Genomic DNA, 21,757 nt, shown 5'->3' with positions numbered 1-21,757 from the left:
AAGTTGTTTAATTACAGGTTTTTGTAATACGAAATACGCACTACACCATACATAACATAAATCAACTTCCAAGTATTGCGTAATGCGTATTCGTATTAACTACTACCTATTCTTCGCCATTAGGCAGGCTAATGTATTTTAGTGCTTTAATACCGTCGAGTGCATAAATAGGCTCCAGCTCTTCCTTACTCAGCTTTTTATCCACAGAAACGGCGGTAATAGCGTTGGATCCTTTATTGGTTCGTCCCAAGCTCAGGGAGCCAATATTGATATCCTGCTTCGCCATGGCGCTGCTTACACTGGCCAGCATACCGGGCTTATCTTCGTTTTGATACATCACGATATCACCTTCCAGACGAAGCTCAATTCCGTAACCATCAATCTTGACGATACGGAAGTCATCATCTCCAAATACAGAGCCTGAAATTTCTTGATACTCAGCAGCATCACCATCAAGGTTTACGGTAATCAAGTCGTTAAATGTTTTCGCTTCGGCCGCTTTGGTTTCCCGAATTTTGATGCCGCGATCTTCGGCATAATGCCGGGCATTAATGAGGTTAACAGCTTCGCTGACATGCTCAGTAAGGATGCCTTTCAGGATGGAATCCGTCAGTACATCAGAGTATTGAGCGCATGCACCGCTATATTCAAAAGAGAAATTATTGGCGTGCTCGGGCGCCAACTGTATAGCAACTTTGCCCAGCTTTTCAGCCAGCTTCAGATAAGGCTGTACCTCTTTATTGGTGATAAGAGAAATCGACTTGCCATTGAGGCTGCCTTTGAAACTTTTCTCTTCGAGCGCATCGGCCATCTGGTGGGCAATCTGCACAGCCACTTTTTCCTGTGCTTCTTCGGTTGAGGCTCCTAAGTGTGGCGTAGAAATAATGTTGGGGTGCTTCAAGATCTCGCAAAGTTCTTCGCTGGGTGGCTCTTGCGAATATACATCCAGTGCAATACCCGCAACATATCCTTCATCAATCAGCTTGCCCAGGTCTTCTTCTTTGTAGATACCGCCACGAGCACAGTTCACTAAGAACATGCCTTTTTTGAGCTTATCTGCTTTTTCCATGGAGACAAGCCCTTTAGTTTTTTCAGTCAGCGGAGTATGAACCGTCAGGAAGTCAGCTTCCCCCAAGAGTTCATCCAGCTCCATCAGCTCTACATTCAGGCGATCGGCCTTCTCAACAGAAGCAAAGGGATCGTATGCTTTAATGGTCATTCCAAACTCATGCATTCGCTGGGCTACTTCAGCACCAATTTTACCTAATCCAATAATTCCCAGTGTCTTACTGTGCACTTCGGTACCCATATACTTCTTTCGGTCCCAGCCGCCGGCTTTTACTTTATTCACCGACTGGGGAATGTTACGGGCAATTGCAAGGATCATCCCACAGGTGTGTTCTGCTGTAGAAATCGTATTTCCGTCGGGCGTATTCATAACCAGTACGCCGCTGGCCGTTGCTGCAGGAATATCGATATTGTCAACACCAACGCCCGCTCGACCAACAATCTTCAGGTTTTCAGCGGATTTCAGTAAATCGGCACTTACGGTCGTCGAACTACGGACGACAATACCTTCATATTTCTTAATTTCGTTATGGAGTTCTTCCCCACTCAGATCATGATTGCGCGTAACGTTGATACCGCGCTCTTTAAAAGCATCTTCAACAAGGGGATGGACATTATCCAGAATGAGTATGTTAAATGACATGGAGAGTTAGTTATGGTGTTAGGTTTATTTAGTAAATTCAGTAATCAATTTTTTGACGTCTTTAATTCCGGTCTTGTCTTTCACGGAACTAATCACAATCGGTACTTCAATATTCATTTCATCTAAAATTCTCTTCACTCGGGCTTTGGATTGCTGCCGCTTATTATGAGAAAGCTTATCGCCTTTGGTCAATACTACAATAAAGGGCAGCCTGTTCACTCCCAGCCAGTAGAAAAATTCTTCATCCAGCTTACTGGGCTTATGGCGGATATCCACAAGGTGAATAACCAAGTGAAGCGTAGGGCGTTCCAGCAGATAATCTCTGATATCCCGGCCCCAGCGCTCTCGCTCTTTTTTGGATACTTTGGCATATCCAAAGCCGGGCAGATCGACCAGGTACGTTTTATCATCTACCAGGTAATAATTCATTTCCTGGGTTTTCCCCGGCGTGTTACTGGTGCGGGCCAATCCCTTGTGGTTAAGCATGGCGTTAATCAACGATGACTTTCCCACATTGGACCGACCGGCTAGACATATTTCCGGATAGTACGGCTCTGGACAGACATCCAGTGAAGGGGCGCCCGTAACAAAATGAGCTTTCTTAAACTTCATCAAACAATCTCATTTTCTTCCTTCTCAACTCCAAAGTTTACCGGCACCGGATAGTTCTCCGTAAAACAGGCGGTACAATAATCGTCACCTGAAAGATTCGCCTCTTTGACCGAATTCACCAATCCATCAGCAGAAAGATAGCGCAGACTGTCTACCCCAATTTCTTTGGCCATGGCATCAATATCACGATCAAACCGATTAGCCATCAGCTCTTTGGGGGTCGGGAAATCCATTCCATAATAACAGGGACTAATAATCGGTGGTGAGCTCACCAGGAAGTGTACTTCCGCGGGATTGGCTTGACGAATCATATTCACAAGATAGCGCGAGGTTGTCCCCCGTACAATAGAATCATCCACAATAATAACCGAACGACCTTCAATAACCCCTTTTACGGTATTAAACTTGGTACGAACTTTCTGCTCCCTCGATTTTTGTCCGGGAGAGATAAATGTTCGCCCCACATAATGATTTCGAATCAGCCCGATCTCATACTTACATTCATTCCCAAACTTCTGGTTCTCATGCACATATCCCAATGCAGCCGTATTACTTGAGTCGGGAACCGAAATTACAATAGGTTTTGTATCCCCGGTGTCTTTCTGGATAATTTCATTCACCGGATGTTCTTTAGCCAGGTACTTGCCCAGGTTGCGGCGTACCTTATCTACATTTTCGCCGAAGATCTTGCTATCCGGGCGAGAAAAATAGACGTATTCAAAGATGCACTGACTGGTCCCCGTTCCATGCTCCGGCTCCAGTTGATAGGAGACGGGCTCAGCATCACTGCCGGCATCCTGATCCAAGACCAAGACTTCCCCCGGTTTAATATCACGCACATATTCGGCGTCAATAATATCGAAGGCGCATGTCTCACTGGATACGCAATAGCTTCCATCTACTTTGCCGAGTGCTAATGGACGAAATCCATTGGGATCGCGAACGGCAATCAGCTTATCATCCGTAAGCATGACCAAGCTGTAGGCGCCTTCAATTTGTTCGAGAGCATCCAGTACCTGCTCTATCTGTGTATCTTTCTGGCTGTGCGAAATGAGGTGCAAAATAAGTTCAGTATCCGAGGTACTTTGAAATAAAACGCCCTCTTCCCGAAACCGATCGCGCAGCTGCTTGGCATTGGCCAGATTCCCATTATGGCCGATCGCAATATTCCCTTCGTGGTAATGAACCCGAAAAGGCTGAATGTTCGCTGGATTTTTGGCTGCCCCGGTTGTTGAGTACCGGTTGTGGCCAATCGCGGCCCGGCCTTTCAGTTCGTTCTCAAAAATCTTTGGATCATCGAATATATTTAACACCAATCCGAAATCTCGGTGCGCCGGCATCACCCAGCGGCTTTTCTCATCATCATAATGGGAGGTTATAATGCCGGCTGATTCCTGCCCGCGATGTTGAAGAGAATGTAATCCGTAGTAGGAAAGGAGAGCTGCATCCGGATGGTTTTGAATCCCAAAGATACCGCAATAATCTCGAGGCTTATCGATCATGAATCTATTAAAATGGTAAAATATTTTTAGTGCTTATAAAGTTAAGAAAATAGATGACGAATTAGTAAATAAATTAGCACTATCTTTTGTGGGTGGATATTTGGCAAAATACGGGTGGAATGCTAATCCCAAAATGGATCTAGATAGATCCATTTTGACAACTTATCTATCCACCCTTATTGGCCTAGAGGAGAGGTACGACCACATGAATTAGGACGCCGCCTTTATAGAAGTACTAGATCCGCTATTATGTCTCATCAACCGATGCTCAACCGCATGGGAGGTATAACCGGTATAATACTGATCAATTGATGGGCTATAGATGATGTAGGTATAGAACATATCCTTAAAATAAAAAAAGCCTCTGCAGATTCCTGCAAAGGCTTTAATCGAGAGCGGGAGACGAGATTTCCCGAAGCCTCGGGACGCCCTTCACCTTGGCCCCGACACTTCGGGGCTCTACCATTGAGTTATGCCCATTCATTCTCTTCAGAGTGTATCAACCGTTCAATAAACCGCCGACTTTTCTGACGTTTAATAAAGTTCTCCCACTTGATAGCCTCCGACTTAGCCTCAAAACTCTTCACATATTTTATGGTCCAGGGTATGCCGGCTTTCGTGGATGAACTCGATCCAGCATTGTGCCTTCTCAATCGCTCCTCAACCGTATGGGAGGTATATCCAGTATAATACTGATCAATTGATGGGCTATATATGATATAGGTATAAAACATATCCAACATAAAAAAGCCTCTGCAGTCACCTGCAAAGGCTTTAATCGAGAGCGGGAGACGAGATTCGAACCCGCGACCTTCACGTTGGCAACGTGATGCTCTACCACTGAGCTACTCCCGCTTTTCAAACAGTTCCAAATATAAGGCTATTGGCCTATTCTTTTCAACTTTAATTTCAAAATTCTTCCACAGATACTTACGATTTAACGCTTAATCTTATCCAATACCTTCTCTGACCGGATTAACGTCTGGATATCAGCCTCATTCGGCAGAGTGGGCCGGTCGCGATAGCGATCCACGATACAAATGAAACCGAGAGGTTCACCACGATCGGCATGAAACTGGTGTAACGTGTTAGGAGTGATATAAATTACATCATGCAGGGCAAGATCATGGAGCTCATTTCCCAAAATAACGGTGCCGCTCCCCCGAATAATGACAACGGAGTGGGGATGACGGTGATACTCGAACGAGGTATATCCATCGGTTTCTACTTCAAAGTAGCGCGTTTGGAAGTTAAGCTGTTGCTCATCCTCTTTTTCGCCCAACAACGAATACCGATGTACCCCTTTATAGCAACTGGTATCGCTTTTGTAATCTTTACGCTCTACGGACTTCCATGAATAACCGTCTGCCTTTATAACTTTTGATGTTGCTTCCATATTAATCTATCAACTGTTTACTGAATACTTTAGCTGCCTCTTCGGGACCACCAGCATATTTATACAAACTTCCCCCAATCAATAAACAGGTATCCGGGCCGTACTCATTCCGCCAGTGGCGTACTTTTTCTACCGAAATGCCACCCGCCGGAGTCGGCCAAGAGGGGCTAAATGGCAAGTCTGAACTTCGAGAGCAGTTATTTATAGCCTTGCACTGTGCAAGACTGTACGAAAAACGCCCCCCTGTATTGGGATAAATAACAAAATCAGCTCCCAGGGCCCGCCAAAGCTGTCCATATAGAAAAGACGGAGCAAAACCCTGTAATTCATTCATTGTTAACTGACCCGAAAAGGCAGGGTGAGCCATGATAGGCAACTGTTCTTCCCTCCTTGCCAAACGGTGCATAGTTGCCAATCCCGTGATATGTGGACAAATAAGAACTCCATCGGCGCCTAATTCTGCTGCCCGAAGATACCGTTCTTCAGCTTCCCAAGCTTCGGCTGTAATATTGGGAAAATAGTATGTTTTTCGACCTCTTTTTTGTGCTACTTCTTTCAGGGTAGATACACAGCTTGTGAGTCGTTCCTCAAAAGGAGCATACTTTTGATCCATAATCCCATGATCATCTTTGATGATATCAATGCCGCCTCTTGCAAACTGCTGTGCGAGATCAGCTAACTTTTGAGAAGAACTCCCAAGTGGCTTAAGGGCTGTAGCACTCATTGGACGACCCGTAATTTGATATCGACTGCGGATGCCTTCAATACCAAATTGTGGTCCTGCGAAGAACTCAGATAATGCCGACCACTCAACATCTACCACTTGTATGCCCGGCTGTAAAGAAACATTACCATATAGCAGGTTTAAAAACTGGATGATATCTTCTTTGCCGATATTTGCTAACGGCCATTCAATCACTACTTTGAACCTACCATCCGCAACCTGTTCCCGGCCGCGGGGTCTTCCCACAACCTCATCAATAATACTTTTTGATAAGACCTTACGAGGCAATTCAGCTGATTGCTCCAAGCAAATCTGTTCTATTTTTTTATCAACGCCTTCTCCCTTTTGGACCGCCAACAGATAGGTAACAGCAAAAGTGGCCATATTTTTATCTATAAGGTAAAGTTTAGGAATCTTTTCACTGCAGACCTATCATGATATAGAAAAACAACCTATCCAAAGTAAGCTTATCCAACGACTATGGTTTCATTCCGTTTGGGCCCCTTAGAAAGCACCGTCAGTTCTACCCCCAGGTAATCCTGGATGAACTCCAGATACTCCTTAGCCTTGGATGGCAACTCATCTACCGTATCGCAATCTTCGAGCGACTGTTGCCAACCCGCCATAGTGGTGTAAACGGGCTCTATATTATCAATATCCGGTAGATCTAAGGGAAAGACATCGGTCTCTTCACCATCAACCTTGTAAGCTGTACATAGCTTGATCTCCTGGAAATCATTTAAGATATCCAGCTTGCTGATCGTCAGCTCGTTCATGCCATTTACGCGAACGGCATATTTTAAAGCTACAAGGTCAATCCATCCACAACGGCGGGGCCGGCCTGTGGTAGCTCCAAATTCTTGTCCTGCCTCGCGCAGTTCTTCTCCAGCTTGCCCCAAGAGTTCCGTGGGAAAAGGTCCGTTACCCACACGTGTGCAGTAGGCTTTGGATATACCCATAACCTTATCAATAGCAGTAGGAGGAACGCCAGAGCCCGTGCAGGCGCCACCTGAGGTAGGACAAGAAGAAGTCACAAATGGATAGGTGCCGTGATCTACATCCAAGAGGCTGCCCTGCGCTCCCTCCAAGAGAATCTCTTTGCCGTCACCAATAGCTTCATGCAGCAAATCTGCCGTATTCGTTACATATGGACACAGTTTCTCAGCGGCTTCCAGTAGTTCTTCAATAATGGGCCCAGCCTTAATCGGCTCCTTCTTGTAGATGTGTTTCAGGGCTTCATTGATATCCTTGATGTTGGCCTCTACCTTCTCTCGAAGCTTCTCCGGATGCGCTAAATCAGCCATCCGAATGCCTACACGCGATACCTTACTGACATAGGCAGGTCCAATTCCACGACCGGTTGTACCGATGGCATCATCGCCGCGATGTTCTTCTTTTACCTGATCTAACAACTGATGGTAAGGAAGTATAACATGGGCAGCATTGCTTATCTTCAGGCGATGCTGCAGGCTTCCACCCAGTTTTTCTACTTCCTTTATTTCTTCCAACAGTTCATGGGGATCGATAACCACTCCATTACCGATCACACAGGTGGCATCCCCGTTAAAAATACCCGAAGGAATGAGATGTAATACAATTTTTTTGTCATCAAACTCAAGAGTATGGCCTGCGTTGGCTCCCCCCTGATATCGCACTACGTAGTCTGCTTTTTTACTAAGCAAGTCTACAATTTTTCCTTTTCCTTCATCACCCCATTGGGCACCTACAACAACACGAATAGACATAGTAATAATTAGACACAAAAAAAGGGGCACATCACCCCCTTTTTCTATTAAAAATTTAAATTTACTTTATTCTTCTTCCTTTGCCGAATATGATTCGACTGCTTCCTCAAGTGATTTAAAGTGATTGAATACGGTAATAAGCTTTGTAATCACCAGAAGGCTCTCAATCTTGTCAGTCGCATTGGCAATCCGAAGATCACCACCAGCCTTCCGCATGGTTGTCAAGCCACCGATCAGCATCCCAAGGCCGGATGAGTTCATAAATTTCACCTTCCCCAGATCCGCAACTACATTTGTTTTATCTTCTTCAATAAGTTCGTGTAATTTTTCATTCAAGGTTACCGCATCGGGTCCCCCCATCACATTACCTTTAAATTGAAGAACCACACAATTATAACGCTCCGATACATTAAAAGTCATAGCCAAATCTCCTGTTTATTTTGGAGTTATAGTATTTTAATAAAGGCTCATAGCACATCTTGATGCTAATTTATATGCCCTGGACCACTATTACGGTTACTGCATTAAGTTGTTACACTTATTTGAAACATCATCCGTCTTATCGAAGACTTTTTTGCTTATGCATTTTGCCTTCTGCGCTGTAATTCGACGACCGTTGAACTGGCAACAAATAGTGAACTATAGGTACCAATAACCACACCAAGCATCAATGCAAAGGAAAAGCCTTTTAAGACCTCACCGCCAAAGATAAATAGCACGGTTACCACAAACAAGGTCGTTATCGATGTTATAACGGTTCGGCTAAGCGTATCATTAAGACTTTTGTTAACCATTTCATCGTGCTCCATGGTTTTAAACAAGGTACTATTTTCACGGATTCGGTCAAATACAACCACCGTATCGTTTAGCGAATAACCCACAATCGTTAAAAAGGCAGCAATAATAGCTTGGTCAATTTGCATACTGAAGGGTGCCAAATCTCCAAAAATTGTAAATATACCCAATACGATCATCACATCATGAAAGAGGGCCGCAACGGCTCCTGCCGAAAAGGTCCAGTCTTTAAAACGAATGAGTATATAAATAAAGATCACGATGAGGGCAAAGATAATGGCATTAAGTGCACCAGCCTTAAGGTCTTCGGCGAAACGCGGACCAACAATGTCGGTCTTTATGACGTCTGCCGAGTTATCCGGATAAAGCTGTGCCATCGCTTGAGTGATGGTATTCTGTACTTCCGTAATGTTACCCGGATCATCGGTACGGATAAGTACATCACTTGGAGATCCGAAGAGTTTAACTTCGGGGGCACCGCCAAGGGGACCTGTTAATTCACTGCGTATATCCAATACCTCTACCGGCTGCTCAAACTCAAGGACAAACTCTTTACCGCCCTTAAAGTCGATACCATACTGTAGGCCTTTGGTTACAATTCCTATGATTGAAGCCACTAACAAAATGCCGGAAACGACATAGGCAATCTTGTGAGCTTTTAAAAAATTAAAGTCGGGTGTTTCGAACCATCTCATGGTATTAAATCCTTGATTTAACGTTTATAATCTTTTTGATTAACCGAAGCTGAGTTCAGCAGACCGTTCACGTGTCAGGTAATCGACGACCACACGGGTAATTACGATTGCGCTGAACAGTGATGCTACAATACCTGCCATCAACGTAACGGCAAAACCTTTAATCGGGCCAACTCCAAAACTGTAGAGAATAATCCCTACAAAGAAGGTCGTTACGTTAGCATCTACAATAGCACTCATAGCGTTAGCATACCCGCCTTCAATGGCAGCTCGTAGCGTTTTCCCGGTTCGTTGTTCCTCCCTGATACGATCAAATATCAGTACATTTGCATCCACTGCCATACCAATAGTCAGTACAATACCAGCAATACCGGGAAGCGTGAGGGTGGCTTTAAAGGCCGCTAAAATCCCCAGAATAAATATGATATTTAGAAGCAGGGCCAAGTCAGCGATTCCTCCGCCAGCACGGTAGTAAATAATCATAAATATGGCTACGATTACTAATCCAATGAGCGTAGAATAGAAACCCGCCTGTATGGAGGCTTCTCCAAGGGTTGCTCCTACCGTTCGTTCTTCAATGATTTCAAGCGGAGCGGGCAGTGCACCGGAGAGTAAAATGTTTACCAAATCCTGAGCCTCTGCCTGACTTTCCAATCCAGAAATGGAAGAACGGCCATTGGCAATCTTGCTTTCCACATTGGGATATGAATAGACGTAACCATCAAGCACAATCGCGATGGGTTTACCAATATTAGCACCGGTAATACGTGACCATCGTCGAGCGCCCTCCGAATTCATGTTCATGGATACCCGAGGCTGATTGGTGGCCTGGTCGAAGTTGACGCTGGCTTCTTCAATAACTTCACCGGTCATCTCTACCTGGGGACGAACGCCAATAAGTTCAAACAGTTCCTGTCCTTGTTGGGTCGTTTGAAATGGACTGGCTCCCCACATCAAGGTCATATTGCGTGGTATCAGCTCCTGAACTTCAGGTTTTTGCAGCAGTTCATTTACACGGGCCGTATCGCGGCCTGTAGTATATCCAAACGCATAGCCACTACGTGTTTGCGTGCTCAATACTTCGGCCAGTGGATTATTTTGCCCGCTACTTTGCTGTACGCTATCAGAGGTATCTGATGCAACCTGGCGATTATAGTAACCTACAATTTGCTGTCGAGCTGTACTGATTTGATCAGGCTCGGCTACTAAACGGAACTCTAGCCGGGCTGTCCCTTTCAACAGACTCCGGATTCGTTCTTTATTTGCAACGCCGGGTAGCTCTACGACTACACGATTATTGCCCTGCACAAAAATAGCTGGCTCAGTTACACCATACCGGTCCACACGGGTACGGATAATTTCCATAGCCCGGTCCACCGCGGAGTCGCGTTGCGACTGCAGGTATGCCAGAATTTCTTCGTTCGTAGATCGGCGGGTAATGTTCTCCGCTTCCGACCGGTAGTAACGGCTCAGCCGTCCATTTGGGTTTTGCTCTTCAAATACCTGCACCATTTCATTGATAAAGTCGGTATCGTTCTGAAGCGCACGTTGCTGAGCAGTCTCAATTACGTTACTGAGTGTTGTGTCGGCATATTCACCGGCCAGCTCACGGACAAGCTGAGCTGTTCCTACTTCCAGCGTAACGTGCATACCGCCCTGCAGGTCAAGACCAAGAGAAAGAGATTCTTCCCGTAAGTTTTGCAGTCGTTGAGCGTTTTCTTCTCTGTATTCAGTACGTTCAGCCTCTGGCAGATCTTGAATATAATTCTGCTCAAGCGTATTCGCCACTGTTGGCCACAGATAATAGATTGACATAGCCAGGAAGGCTACGATAAATCCAATTTTAGTTCCATTACCTTGCATAATAAATCGATTTAAAAGTTTAGGAATTGCATTTAACAACGGCTAACCCTCCTCTAACCGAGGAAAGCCAGTATTTAAAAAATGTATTGTGAATTGTAGTAAGGATAGGCAAAAACGGCTAGGGAGCACCTATAGCTACGCCACTGCTCATCGGCTGCAGTGAAATAGATTCTTGAAACCCAGGTATAACCTCAACGACGATTCGGTTATCAGCTACCTGGAATAATTCGTATCGCATACCCAGGAACCCCGGAGGACTTAGCTTGTCGGTATGCCAGGGAAGCAGTTGTTTTATGCTCTTTTGTGTAGCAGGGACAGCCGCCATAGCGTCCCCCGTTTGAAACTGATTCCACTCAATTAACAATAATTGATACAGCTGATTCGGGGCCTCTTCCTTAGCAAAAGGGAAGTCGAAATTCTCATTGTTTTGCGAGACAATTCTCGAGGCTTCCTGAATCATCACTGACAGAGCCTCACCAGAAGCTTGTAGATCTTTCAACTCTTCTTGCAAGGCAGCAGTATCTGATGATTTAGCCATCATATCCAGCCAGCGTGCAAAGGCATCGGTATTCTGGCGTGCCTGTGCGGGCTGCACCAGAGAAAAGCTGAAACCCGAAATGACAAGCAAGGCTACCAGCCAGCGTGCGATATGTGTACGAAATTTTTCCATCAGTGGCTGAAAATAGTCAGAAACATAGAACGGAACAAATTCAAAAATGAATTTATAATAATCCCCATTCGTGACACCATAAGGTTTTGATCTCTTACCCTAATAGAAGGCTCTTGGGTGCAATTGGGACAAATATTATTAATTTCTTTTGGTCTCAATCTCAATAACTCCTGCATTCCCCTCCAATCCATATCGCGCCCCTGCATCGGATCCCTTTAAGACCCGTATCCTGTCAATATCGTCAACAGCAACCAAGCTACTTACTCGTTGATAAGACCGACCGAGACGACTCCCATCGACAACAAAAAGAGGCTCATTCCGGCCACTAATCGTATTTATACCACGTATATATACACGGATATTTTCAGCCGTCCCCCGGACGTCTACGCCTGCCACTTTTCTTAGATAATCCGCAAGCGTAAGCGATGAATCAGTAACAGTCATGCTTGAGGCATCATTTCTGTTACTGTCTTTTTCTACAGAAAGCCCAGAAGATGCGCAACCGACAACTAAAACCAAGAGTCCAATCTTTAACCAGCCTATCATTTCTTTTGCCATACTATAGTTAATCTCCCCACACCTTATTTATAACGTTGGAACAACCCAACGCTCCTGTTCTTACCTATCTTATATATCTGCCCCCCTCAGCAAACCTTCCCTTACTACTTTCTACAAGCCAGGTTGGCGTTTTTTGATATACACAGCGTCGATCCAGCCGTATATAATGGTTGCAAATAAACTAATGGATGCACTGAAAAATATAATCCCGTTCAACGGCATTTGGATTTCCAGCAGGTAAATAGCACCCACTGTAAGCAAAGTGGTAAGGACAATAAATATGGCAATACACCGGATGGCATATTTCATATCTCCTCCGTTTTTAATCAAAGAGTATTACTAAAACGAAAGAAGCTTACCAACCATTCAGTATAGCTGACTCAGGCTGTTACTTTTTTCTGGCCTTCGCGCTCAAACTCTTCTTCCAAAAAGTCTCCGGTAACGCTCGCTTCGGACTTTGCGACTTCTTCAGGAGTTCCCTGGCTAATAATTTGTCCCCCCTCATTGCCTCCTTCCGGACCTAAATCAATAATCCAGTCTGCAGCTTTAATGAGATCCAGGTTATGTTCAATGACGATCACGGTATTTCCCTTATCTACCAGCTGCTGGATCACATCTACCAGTAGGCGCACATCCTGAAAATGGAGGCCTGTTGTAGGCTCGTCCATAATATACAGCGTATCACCAGTGCCTACTTTCGAAAGCTCCCGAGCGAGCTTAATCCGCTGGGCCTCCCCTCCAGAGAGGGTCGTGCTGGGCTGCCCCAATCGCAGATAACCCAAACCAACATCAACCAGGGTGCCTAGAATACGATTGATGGCCGGCACAGAGTCAAAAAAATCATGCGCTTCTTGGATGGACATGTTCAGCACATCCGAAATATTTTTGCCTTTGTAATAGATTTCGAGTGTTTCCCGATTATAACGCTTGCCGTTGCAGGTCTCACAATCCACATAGACATCCGGTAGAAAGTTCATCTCAATCTTGCGAACGCCATCTCCATTACAGGCCTCACAGCGTCCTCCCTTCACGTTAAACGAAAATCGTCCTTGGTCGTATCCACGAATTTTTGACTCGGGAAGCTCAGCAAACAACTTCCGGATATGGTCAAAAACCTTGGTGTACGTTCCCGGATTGGAGCGCGGCGTACGACCGATGGGGCTCTGATCGACGGAAATAATCTTATCCAGGTTATCAATACCATGAACTTCATCATAAGGAAGTGGCACTGATTTCGAATTATAAAATTCGGATGATAAAATAGGCTCCAGCGTCTGGTTGATGAGTGAGCTTTTGCCACTGCCACTTACCCCCGTCACACAGATAAATTTACCCAGTGGAATATCTACATCTACTTCTTTTAGATTATGTCCACGTGCGCCTTCCAAACGTACGGTTTCGCCACTACCCTCGCGCCGTGTATCCGGATAAGGAACGGTTTCTTCATCTTTCAAGAATTTGGCCGTCATGGAATCCGGGTCGAGTTCATCAGGTGCACCTTCGGTGACAATTTCACCGCCATATTCACCAGCCCCGGGTCCGAGGTCAAGCACATAATCGGCCTGCTCGATGGTCTCGCGGTCGTGTTCTACCACAATCACGCTGTTGCCCAGATCACGCAGCGTTTCCAGCGATCGTATCAGCTTGATATTATCGCGCTGGTGGAGCCCGATGCTGGGTTCATCTAAAATATACAGCACGCCTACCAGCTGTGTACCTATTTGGGTGGCCAGGCGAATGCGTTGCGCTTCACCACCGCTGAGGGTCTGCGCCTCACGATCCAGCGTTAAATAGTTGAGACCTACATTCAGCAGAAAGTCCACGCGGTCCCGAACTTCTTTGAGCACCTGGCTGCCAATCTTCTGCTGGCGTTCATTCAAATCAAGGTTATTGAGCGTGTTCCGTAGTGTCTTGATATCCATCTTGACCAGCTTGTCAATGGAGTGGCCATCAATTTTATACGAAAGTGCTTCCTTATTCAGCCGACCACCGTCACATTCAGGACAGGCGATCTTGCTCATATAGGCTTTGGCTTTGTCCCGCTTTTTGTTGGATTTACTCTCCTCGTATTGGCTGCGAATCATATCCCGCAAGCCATCAAAAGAGTGCTTGTAGGTTACATTATCCTGACGGAAGTCGTAGCTGACGTCATATTTTGTATCACCGCCTCCTTCAAAAATAAGATCCAGTTGCTCTTCGGTAAATTCCGTGATGGGCGTATCGAAATCCAGGTCAATACTCTTGAGTACCGCCCTCAACTGTTTAAAAGCAAAGATATCGCGCGGCTTTCCTAAAAAGCGGATGGCGCCTTCTTCAATGGTTTGTTCTTTATTAGGAATGACCAAGTCGCGATTAACATCATAGGTATAGCCGAGGCCATCACAATTTTGGCAGGCTCCGTATGGGGAGTTAAACGAAAACATATTCGGGGCCGGATCCTCATAAGCCAGACCACTTTCCGGATCAAACAGGTTTTGCGAATAGAGATGATCATCAAAGCCTTCATCGGTGGGAACGGACAACACCACATTACCTTCGGCCATCTCCAGTGCCAGACGAACACTTTCGGCAATACGCTTTTCGCTCTTGTCATTAATCACAAATCGATCAACGACTACTTCGATATTGTGCGTCTTATACCGATCTACTTTCATGTCCTCTTCCAGGTCCATCAGCTCGCCATCCACGCGGACTTGCACAAAGCCCTGCTTCATGGTCTGCTCAAAAAGCTCCCGATAATGCCCTTTGCGACCACGAACGACGGGCGCAAGACAGTAGGCTTTGGTCCCTTCCGGCATATCCATAATCGCCGACACCACCTGGTCTGCGGTCTGCTTGGACATCTCATTGCCTGTCTTCCAGGAATATGGAATACCAATTCGCGCGTAGAGCAGCCGGAGAAAGTCGTAGATTTCCGTCACCGTGCCCACGGTAGACCTTGGATTTCGGTTCGTTGTCTTCTGATCTATAGAAATGACGGGCGAAAGCCCATCGATGAAGTCAACTTCCGGGCGCTCCATCATCCCCAGAAACTGCCGGGCATAGGCCGATAGCGACTCCAGAAAACGTCGCTGGCCCTCGGCATAGATCGTATCAAAGGCAAGAGATGATTTTCCCGATCCGGATATTCCCGTTACAACGACCAGTTGCTCACGGGGAATGTTAACGTCTATATTCTTTAGGTTGTGCTCACGCGCGCCACGAATTACAATATTTTCTCGCAAGGGTGGTACAATCTTTAAGTTCACTTAAACTTTTAAAGATACAGATAAATCGTATCTTTTGAAGCTTTAAATTATATAGGCTTCTGGCCCTGAGGCCATCGTTAATAACTAAAAAATCTTCGTATTCATTCAGCCGGCATGAAGCAACCCTCAATCGATTTGGTTCACCTATTTAAGTATAGCTTCCAGCAGTACAAACGGTACACCTCCTTCGTCATCGGCATCATGGTTACCTATTATGTACTGGCTATCGTACCTCAGATCTATTACTTCCAGTACTTTTGGGGAAATCCATCCACCGAGGCCCAGGTGATTTCGGGTATTATAACCGTAACTCAACTTTTTCTGAGCCTTGGCTTTATCAACGTGATGTTACGTCTCGTCGATGATGAGCATGTTCAGGTCAGCGATATGTTTAACAACTTTCGCAATTTCCTAAGTTATTTTGTGGGCTACTTTTTATATATGTTGAGCATTATACTTGGACTTTTCCTATTTGTGCTGCCCGGCATTTTTATCGCGGTCCGATTTATGTTCTATCCTTATTTTATACTGGAAGAAAACCAGTCCTCCTTTGTTGCCCTTCAAAAAAGTTATTATTTGAGCGAGGAAATGACGGTGGAACTTTTTCTTTTTGGCATCGTCGTCATTACCCTTAACATAGTTGGGGCGCTTCTCTTTGGCATTGGCATCCTTTTTACCTATCCCCTCACTACGATGGCTACCGCTGTTGTATTCAAAAGCCTTGTGAATGAGACTGAAGGCATCCCCTCCGAACAATATCAGCTGGAAAGCTAATACAAACGATAGCTTTCTCCACCCAAGTGGGAACAAATCTTCTCAACCGGCTTTAAAATACGTCACTGCAATTTCCCAATCATTATGAGTTCATGAAATCACTGCTTCGAAATATTGCCATAGTCCTAACCATTGGTCTTTTGGCAATCTCTTGCAAAGTATTGGAAGCTCCCTTTTCTGACGGTGACTCCTCCAATGCCGGCGTTACTTTATACCCTTATGTAGAAAATTATAAAGTTGGATTCGTGGATGCAGAGATGACCTCCCGTATTCAGCCCCAATTCCAGTTGCTTGATACCGGCATGTGGCCCTACACTTTTTCTGAAGGACTGGCCGCCGTTTCCTTATCCGGAGCGGCAGGCTACATCAATAAAGAAGGAAATATTGCTATTCAGCCTCGCTTTCAAGAAGCACATCCGTTTAGTGAGGGTCGAGCCCTGGTTAAATCCAATGGTCAATACGGATTTATTGACGGCTCCGGCCGTTTTGTCATTGATCCCCGGTTCAGCCAAGCACACAGCTTTAAAAATGGACGGGCGGCCGTTCAGCAAACATCCGGAGGTAGTTGGGGATACATTAACAGGAATGGAGAATTTGTGATAGAAGCCCAATTCAGTGCCGCTGAAAACTTTTCGGATGGAAGAGCACTGATCCAGACCGCTGATCACCGCGAATGGGGATATATCAATCGTGCCGGAGCAATGGTAATCGAGCCGCAGTACCGCGATGCCAAATCCTTTTCTGATGGCCGCGCCCCCGTACAGCTTGGATTCCACCAATGGGGATATATTGATACCGATGGCGAAACAATCATTGCCTCGAAGTTTATCGAAGCTGATCCCTTTTCTGAAGATATTGCAGCCGTCGCTATGCCCGAAAACAGCACCAATCTGGATCAAAGAAAGTACGGGTACATCAACACAGAAGGACAATTCATCGTCTCCCCCTCTTACGAAGAGGCCTATGCCTTTCATGAAGGGCGAGCCCTCATCCAAAAAAATGGAAAATTCGGCTATGTGAACCCACAGGGCAATCTTGTGATTGACCCAATTTATGACCGGGCCTGGCCTTTCAAAGATGGGTTAGCTCTCGTTCAGCTCAGCAACAAATATGGATATATCAATAAGCGAGGCATTTTTGTATTTGGACCCACTCAGTAGCCGATATATCTGTCTTTGTGAGCCAAACAAGAGACTTATCTATTGGAATTGCTCACATTCCCTTTTTTATGTATTTTCTACAGTTTATAATTTTACTGTGAATTAACAACATCATGTTTTCTGAACAAACCGTAGCTCCCGAAGTGGCAAATCCCAAAGACTGGTCTCCGACATCCTGGAAAGAATTTCCAATTAAACAACTCCCAACCTATCCTGATCAACAGGAACTGGAACGGGTCTATGAGGAACTTCATAATAATCCGCCGCTTATCACATCATGGGAAGTCAAAGCACTAAAAAATAAGTTGGCTGATGTAGCAGCCGGAAAGAGCTTTCTGCTGCAAGGGGGCGACTGTGCTGAAAGCTTTGCGGGGTGTAAATCTCCTAAGATTGTTAACCTGTTAAAGGTTCTCCTGCAGATGAGCTTCATCATGATCCATGAGATGGAAACTCCGGTATTACGGATTGGGCGTATTGCCGGTCAGTATGCCAAGCCCCGATCCCGAGATTATGAGGTAGTAGATGGCGAAAAAATTCATAACTACCGCGGTGACCTGATCAACAGCATTACCCCAACCCGTGAGGCACGCATGCCCGACCCTCAGCGGTTGCTCACCGGTTACAATAAAGCGGCCCTGACGCTCAACTTTTTGCGTGGGCTGGCTGATGAAGGCTTTGCCGATCTGCATCACCCCGAATACTGGGAGCTGGATTTCATGAAAGAAAATAAGTACTACAAAGAGTACGAGGCGATGGTTAACTCCATCCAGAAAGCGGTAAGCTTTATGGAAACTATTACGCCTAACCAGTTTGATACGGCCCAGAAGGTAAATCTCTATACCTCGCACGAAGGACTGAACCTGCATTATGATTCTGCTCAAACACGTAAAGTGCCTCGTCGTGAAGGCTGGTACAATCTGAGTGCCCATATGATATGGCTGGGGAATCGTACGCGCGATATTGATGGCGCTCATGTTGAATACCTCCGCGGCATCCGTAACCCCATTGGCATTAAGATTGGGCCCAATTACGATATGGATGAAATGCTTAACCTCATCAACCGGTTGAATCCGACCCATGAACAGGGTAAAATTGTGCTTATCAGCCGCTTTGGCAAGGATGAGGTCGAAAAAGGACTGCCCGATATTATCCATAGAATTAAGCACGAAGGTATGCCCGTCGTTTGGACATGCGACCCTATGCACGGCAATACTTTTGCCACCGATGACGATTTCAAGACCCGTAATTTCGACGATGTGGTTAAGGAAATTCGCCAAACGTTTGCTATCCATCGCGACCAGGGTAGTTACCTCGGCGGTGTGCATCTCGAGCTTACCGGCGATAACGTCACGGAATGTGTTGGTGGTGCCAAAGGATTACACGAAGGCGAACTGCACCATAATTACGAAACGTACTGCGATCCTCGTCTCAACTACGAGCAAAGCCTCGAAATGGCATTTCTCGTAGCCAAAGAATGGAAAAAAAGCTATGCCTAGTTAGTTAATTGTTACTGGTTATTAGTTAGTGGTTTCTATTTCAGACATCCACTACACTAATAACCAACCCATTGCTTTTGAGGGAGTTGAACTCCCGAAGAGTTTACCATCAGGCATGAAACTTCCTAACAACTTCAAGCACATAAAAGAGCTGATTGGGTCCAATAAGATAGGTCAATTCTCCTGTCCTTCCGCCGGTAGGCGGACAGGCTCTTCGCCAAGGAGGAACTTTTGGATTACGATCTCGCTCAGGATGCCATAAAAACCCTTTTGATTCCCTCCCCGAAAGTGATCGGGACAGGCTTTGGAGAAGAGAGATTTAGGGAGATTGAATTCTTATATAGAGCATGCCCCTTATCCATTACTGGTAAATAAGTTGGTTGTTGAGTTTTACCGCAAATCACCAAGAATTGATAACCAATTTACTAACTCCTGCCACAAAAACAGTGAGGCTGTCGCTTTGTCTATTTGACAAATGACAACTTTTAAGTCTGTCATATTTCTTCTGAAAAAAGCGCAGTTCACCGCTGGCTGAATGTCATATTCACCATCTCTAACCTCCATTGGCATAGGTATTGCTCCATTAAAAGTGAGTTTGACTAAAAAACTAACTTTTAAAAAAATCCTCTTGGAGGTATTAACTATGACACTTGTTCGATATAATCGACCCAAAAGTAACCTTGCATCAAAACGATTTTCTGATATAATGGACGAATTTTTCAATGATGCTGTGAATTCGCGCCGTGATAGTTTCACACCGGGAATCGATATTTCAGAGACGGACTCACAATTCCATATCTCTGTTGAACTGCCCGGCATGAAAAAAGATGATATCTCGATCAACCTGGAAAACAGCCGGTTAACTATTAGCGGTGAGCGGAAGTTTAAAAACCAAGAAGAAGGTAAAACCTTCCACCGGGTAGAAACCAACTATGGCTCTTTCAACCGTTCGTTTGAACTACCAGACAATGTTGATGAGAAAACGATAAATGCTTCGTATGAAGATGGACTCTTGAATATTACCATCGACAAAAACGAAGAGAAAGTGAAAAAACAGATTGAAATAAGCTAACTTTTTATCCCACTGGCGGAAGCTGCCTGAAAAGCAGCTTCCGTCTTTTTTATTTCCAACAAAATTTTCTACTTCTATACAATAATAAGTGGCCTTAAATGGTTATCTGAACTATCAGGAAATACAAAATTATTAACTTTTATTTAAACCGGAGTTTGATATGAAGAGATTTCGTTTAACACACCTGCTTGGGATAGTGGCTGCCGTGGTACTGTTAGGGTTTTTGACGGTAGACTTTGATTCGAAACAAGCCTCTGTACTACCAACTCCTGACTTTACCGCTACAACTGAAGTTCCTAAGTCAGAGCAAAAAGCGTCTCCTACGCTTCAGGATTTCAATGATGCCATTGTAAATATTGCTGATCAGACGAATCCAACGGTCGTTACAGTCAGTGTAAAGAAAACAGTAGAAGCACGTCAAAATCCATTGTCTCGTTTCTTTGGAAATCCCCGTGCCGAACCACGAGAATATCAGCGAGAGGGCTTAGGCTCTGGCGTTATCGTTGCTAAGGAAGGCTATATTTTGACGAACCATCATGTTGTAAATGATGCCGATGAAGTGGAAGTGAAGCTCTACAACGATCAAAAGTATACGGCCGAAGTTGTGGGCGCCGATCCACGGACGGACATTGCGGTCCTTAAAATTGATGCCCCGGACTTGAATGTTATACCACTGGGCAACAGCGAAAAGCTGCGCGTGGGCGAGATGGTGCTTGCTATCGGAAGTCCACTACAAGCCGGTTTAGCTCACTCCGTTTCCATGGGGATTGTCTCCGCTAAAGACCGAACCATTGGCATTCTGCGCGACCAGGCCGGATATGAAAACTTTATTCAGACTGATGCCGCCATTAACCCCGGAAACTCCGGCGGCGCGCTCGTAGACATGGATGGCGAACTGGTCGGTATTAATTCAGCCATTGCCTCCCGCTCGGGTGGTAACGATGGCATTGGTTTTGCCGTACCTATCGATATTGCCAAACGCATTATGACATCCATTATCGAAAACGGTCGCGTTGTTCGCGGGTTCCTCGGTATTTCTCACGGCGGCGATGTGGATGCCACGATGGCTAAAGCGTTAGGACTGGATAAAGCTCATGGTGTTATTGTTGGTTCCGTCCAGGAAGACGGACCTGCAGAAGAAGCTGGTATCCAGGAAGATGATGTTATTCAATCCATCAATGGCGAGCCCATTAAAAGCTGGTATGCATTCAGAACGAAAATTGGAACATCGGCACCCGGAACGGAGATCGATTTCACGATCAACCGGGATGGAGAAACCAAAGAAATAACGGTTACCCTTGGTGAAGAGCCCAGCGAAGTGGCCGGCACCCAACAAACCAGACCCGATAAATCACTGGATGATCGTGTAGGATTCAAAGTGCGTGACCTTAATCCCGAAATTGCACAACAGCTACGCCTCGATGCTGGACAGCAAGGTGTTGTTGTTACACAGGTAGCAAGCGGCAGTTCAGCCCAGGAACAAGGATTGCAGCAGTATGATGTTATTACTGAAATCAATCGCGAGCCCATAACGAATGTCTCCGATTTCAGATCTGCTATCAATGAAGCAGCAGATTCCGAGGATGGCGTCGTTCTACTTCGCGTTATCCGCCAAGGTAATTCACAACTTGTTGCCTTCGAATTGTAGTATCCCCAACACGGCTTTAACCCCTGATGGCCTCTCCGAATTGATCGGAGGGGCTTTTTTTATGACAAGCTGACGAAATATAGGTTCC

The 21,757-nt window shown here is 45.4% G+C and carries 20 protein-coding genes and 1 tRNA gene; 5 read left to right on the top strand and 16 right to left on the bottom strand.

The window, feature by feature from the left end; all coding sequences use genetic code 11:
• Nucleotides 1-106: 106 nt before the first annotated feature.
• From serA to uvrA, 16 genes are all read right to left on the bottom strand, one after another.
• Nucleotides 107-1,711, bottom strand: a complete 1,605-nt coding sequence (serA, locus tag J6I44_RS09650; protein WP_265765882.1) for a phosphoglycerate dehydrogenase — start codon at nt 1,709-1,711, stop codon at nt 107-109.
• A 24-nt stretch (nt 1,712-1,735) separates the two neighbouring features.
• Nucleotides 1,736-2,323, bottom strand: coding sequence for a ribosome biogenesis GTP-binding protein YihA/YsxC (gene yihA / locus J6I44_RS09645; protein WP_265765880.1), 588 nt, complete (start codon nt 2,321-2,323; stop codon nt 1,736-1,738).
• Nucleotides 2,323-3,825, bottom strand: a complete 1,503-nt coding sequence (gene purF, locus J6I44_RS09640) for an amidophosphoribosyltransferase (protein WP_265765879.1) — start codon at nt 3,823-3,825, stop codon at nt 2,323-2,325. Before purF ends, yihA begins: the two co-directional genes overlap by 1 nt.
• A 210-nt stretch (nt 3,826-4,035) precedes the next feature.
• Complete coding sequence (locus J6I44_RS20845; RefSeq protein ID WP_350356686.1) at nt 4,036-4,167, bottom strand: GIY-YIG nuclease family protein; 132 nt, start codon at nt 4,165-4,167, stop codon at nt 4,036-4,038.
• 128 nt (nt 4,168-4,295) lie between these two features.
• Nucleotides 4,296-4,559: a GIY-YIG nuclease family protein gene (locus tag J6I44_RS09635; RefSeq protein WP_265765878.1), complete on the bottom strand. Its 264-nt coding sequence runs from the start codon at nt 4,557-4,559 to the stop codon at nt 4,296-4,298.
• Nucleotides 4,560-4,608: 49 nt separating this feature from the next.
• Nucleotides 4,609-4,680, bottom strand: a tRNA-Gly gene (locus J6I44_RS09630).
• An 82-nt stretch (nt 4,681-4,762) separates the two neighbouring features.
• Nucleotides 4,763-5,221: a cupin domain-containing protein gene (locus J6I44_RS09625; RefSeq protein WP_265765877.1), complete on the bottom strand. Its 459-nt coding sequence runs from the start codon at nt 5,219-5,221 to the stop codon at nt 4,763-4,765.
• Between the two features lies 1 nt (nt 5,222).
• Complete coding sequence (locus J6I44_RS09620) at nt 5,223-6,329, bottom strand: RuBisCO large subunit C-terminal-like domain-containing protein (RefSeq protein ID WP_265765876.1); 1,107 nt, start codon at nt 6,327-6,329, stop codon at nt 5,223-5,225.
• Nucleotides 6,330-6,412: 83 nt separating this feature from the next.
• A complete protein-coding gene (locus J6I44_RS09615; RefSeq protein ID WP_265765875.1) occupies nt 6,413-7,690 on the bottom strand; it encodes an adenylosuccinate synthase in 1,278 nt (425 codons plus the stop codon).
• A gap of 66 nt (nt 7,691-7,756) precedes the next feature.
• The gene (locus J6I44_RS09610; RefSeq protein ID WP_265765874.1) at nt 7,757-8,110 is read right to left on the bottom strand and encodes an STAS domain-containing protein; all 354 of its coding nucleotides are present in this window, start codon (nt 8,108-8,110) and stop codon (nt 7,757-7,759) included.
• Between the two features lie 158 nt (nt 8,111-8,268).
• Nucleotides 8,269-9,180: a protein translocase subunit SecF gene (secF, locus tag J6I44_RS09605; RefSeq protein ID WP_265765873.1), complete on the bottom strand. Its 912-nt coding sequence runs from the start codon at nt 9,178-9,180 to the stop codon at nt 8,269-8,271.
• A gap of 39 nt (nt 9,181-9,219) precedes the next feature.
• Entirely contained in the window at nt 9,220-11,043 is a 1,824-nt protein-coding gene (secD, locus tag J6I44_RS09600; protein WP_265765872.1) for a protein translocase subunit SecD, read from the bottom strand.
• A gap of 118 nt (nt 11,044-11,161) precedes the next feature.
• Nucleotides 11,162-11,713, bottom strand: a complete 552-nt coding sequence (locus J6I44_RS09595; RefSeq protein WP_265765871.1) for a hypothetical protein — start codon at nt 11,711-11,713, stop codon at nt 11,162-11,164.
• A 138-nt stretch (nt 11,714-11,851) separates the two neighbouring features.
• Nucleotides 11,852-12,271 (bottom strand): TonB-dependent receptor plug domain-containing protein, encoded by a 420-nt coding sequence (locus tag J6I44_RS09590; RefSeq protein ID WP_265765870.1) that lies wholly within the window; start codon nt 12,269-12,271, stop codon nt 11,852-11,854.
• 111 nt (nt 12,272-12,382) lie between these two features.
• Complete coding sequence (locus J6I44_RS09585; protein WP_265765869.1) at nt 12,383-12,580, bottom strand: hypothetical protein; 198 nt, start codon at nt 12,578-12,580, stop codon at nt 12,383-12,385.
• A gap of 71 nt (nt 12,581-12,651) precedes the next feature.
• Entirely contained in the window at nt 12,652-15,519 is a 2,868-nt protein-coding gene (uvrA, locus tag J6I44_RS09580) for an excinuclease ABC subunit UvrA (RefSeq protein WP_265765868.1), read from the bottom strand.
• A gap of 114 nt (nt 15,520-15,633) precedes the next feature.
• Between uvrA and J6I44_RS09575 the strand changes: the two genes are divergently transcribed.
• The 5 genes from J6I44_RS09575 to J6I44_RS09555 all read left to right on the top strand — a co-directional run bounded on the left by J6I44_RS09575 (nt 15,634) and on the right by J6I44_RS09555 (nt 21,669).
• Nucleotides 15,634-16,293, top strand: coding sequence for a hypothetical protein (locus J6I44_RS09575; protein WP_265765867.1), 660 nt, complete (start codon nt 15,634-15,636; stop codon nt 16,291-16,293).
• Nucleotides 16,294-16,385: 92 nt separating this feature from the next.
• Nucleotides 16,386-17,453: a WG repeat-containing protein gene (locus tag J6I44_RS09570; protein WP_265765866.1), complete on the top strand. Its 1,068-nt coding sequence runs from the start codon at nt 16,386-16,388 to the stop codon at nt 17,451-17,453.
• A gap of 113 nt (nt 17,454-17,566) precedes the next feature.
• Nucleotides 17,567-18,949 carry a 3-deoxy-7-phosphoheptulonate synthase class II gene (locus tag J6I44_RS09565; protein WP_265765865.1) on the top strand — a complete coding sequence of 461 codons (1,383 nt, stop codon included), beginning with the start codon at nt 17,567-17,569 and terminating at the stop codon, nt 18,947-18,949.
• A gap of 643 nt (nt 18,950-19,592) precedes the next feature.
• On the top strand, nt 19,593-20,021 hold the full coding sequence (locus J6I44_RS09560; RefSeq protein WP_265765864.1) for an Hsp20/alpha crystallin family protein: 429 nt from the start codon (nt 19,593-19,595) through the stop codon (nt 20,019-20,021).
• Nucleotides 20,022-20,181: 160 nt separating this feature from the next.
• Nucleotides 20,182-21,669 (top strand): Do family serine endopeptidase, encoded by a 1,488-nt coding sequence (locus J6I44_RS09555; protein WP_265765863.1) that lies wholly within the window; start codon nt 20,182-20,184, stop codon nt 21,667-21,669.
• Nucleotides 21,670-21,757: the final 88 nt, after the last annotated feature.

It is taken from the genome of Fodinibius salsisoli (assembly GCF_026229185.1).
In the GTDB taxonomy this organism is placed as follows: domain Bacteria; phylum Bacteroidota; class Rhodothermia; order Balneolales; family Balneolaceae; genus Fodinibius; species Fodinibius salsisoli.
The sequence above is the reverse complement of the archived record's forward strand: the minus strand, read 5'-3'. Positions and strand labels throughout refer to the sequence as shown.

Coding starts and splice junctions, on each gene's coding strand:
- serA (WP_265765882.1), bottom strand. CDS start 1,711: ATGTCATTTAACATACTCATTCTGGATAATGTCCATCCCCTTGTTGAA.
- yihA (WP_265765880.1), bottom strand. CDS start 2,323: ATGAAGTTTAAGAAAGCTCATTTTGTTACGGGCGCCCCTTCACTGGAT.
- purF (WP_265765879.1), bottom strand. CDS start 3,825: ATGATCGATAAGCCTCGAGATTATTGCGGTATCTTTGGGATTCAAAAC.
- J6I44_RS20845 (WP_350356686.1), bottom strand. CDS start 4,167: ATGTTCTATACCTACATCATCTATAGCCCATCAATTGATCAGTATTAT.
- J6I44_RS09635 (WP_265765878.1), bottom strand. CDS start 4,559: ATGTTTTATACCTATATCATATATAGCCCATCAATTGATCAGTATTAT.
- J6I44_RS09625 (WP_265765877.1), bottom strand. CDS start 5,221: ATGGAAGCAACATCAAAAGTTATAAAGGCAGACGGTTATTCATGGAAG.
- J6I44_RS09620 (WP_265765876.1), bottom strand. CDS start 6,329: ATGGCCACTTTTGCTGTTACCTATCTGTTGGCGGTCCAAAAGGGAGAA.
- J6I44_RS09615 (WP_265765875.1), bottom strand. CDS start 7,690: ATGTCTATTCGTGTTGTTGTAGGTGCCCAATGGGGTGATGAAGGAAAA.
- J6I44_RS09610 (WP_265765874.1), bottom strand. CDS start 8,110: ATGACTTTTAATGTATCGGAGCGTTATAATTGTGTGGTTCTTCAATTT.
- secF (WP_265765873.1), bottom strand. CDS start 9,180: ATGAGATGGTTCGAAACACCCGACTTTAATTTTTTAAAAGCTCACAAG.
- secD (WP_265765872.1), bottom strand. CDS start 11,043: ATGCAAGGTAATGGAACTAAAATTGGATTTATCGTAGCCTTCCTGGCT.
- J6I44_RS09595 (WP_265765871.1), bottom strand. CDS start 11,713: ATGGAAAAATTTCGTACACATATCGCACGCTGGCTGGTAGCCTTGCTT.
- J6I44_RS09590 (WP_265765870.1), bottom strand. CDS start 12,271: ATGGCAAAAGAAATGATAGGCTGGTTAAAGATTGGACTCTTGGTTTTA.
- J6I44_RS09585 (WP_265765869.1), bottom strand. CDS start 12,580: ATGAAATATGCCATCCGGTGTATTGCCATATTTATTGTCCTTACCACT.
- J6I44_RS09575 (WP_265765867.1), top strand. CDS start 15,634: ATGAAGCAACCCTCAATCGATTTGGTTCACCTATTTAAGTATAGCTTC.
- J6I44_RS09570 (WP_265765866.1), top strand. CDS start 16,386: ATGAAATCACTGCTTCGAAATATTGCCATAGTCCTAACCATTGGTCTT.
- J6I44_RS09565 (WP_265765865.1), top strand. CDS start 17,567: ATGTTTTCTGAACAAACCGTAGCTCCCGAAGTGGCAAATCCCAAAGAC.
- J6I44_RS09560 (WP_265765864.1), top strand. CDS start 19,593: ATGACACTTGTTCGATATAATCGACCCAAAAGTAACCTTGCATCAAAA.
- J6I44_RS09555 (WP_265765863.1), top strand. CDS start 20,182: ATGAAGAGATTTCGTTTAACACACCTGCTTGGGATAGTGGCTGCCGTG.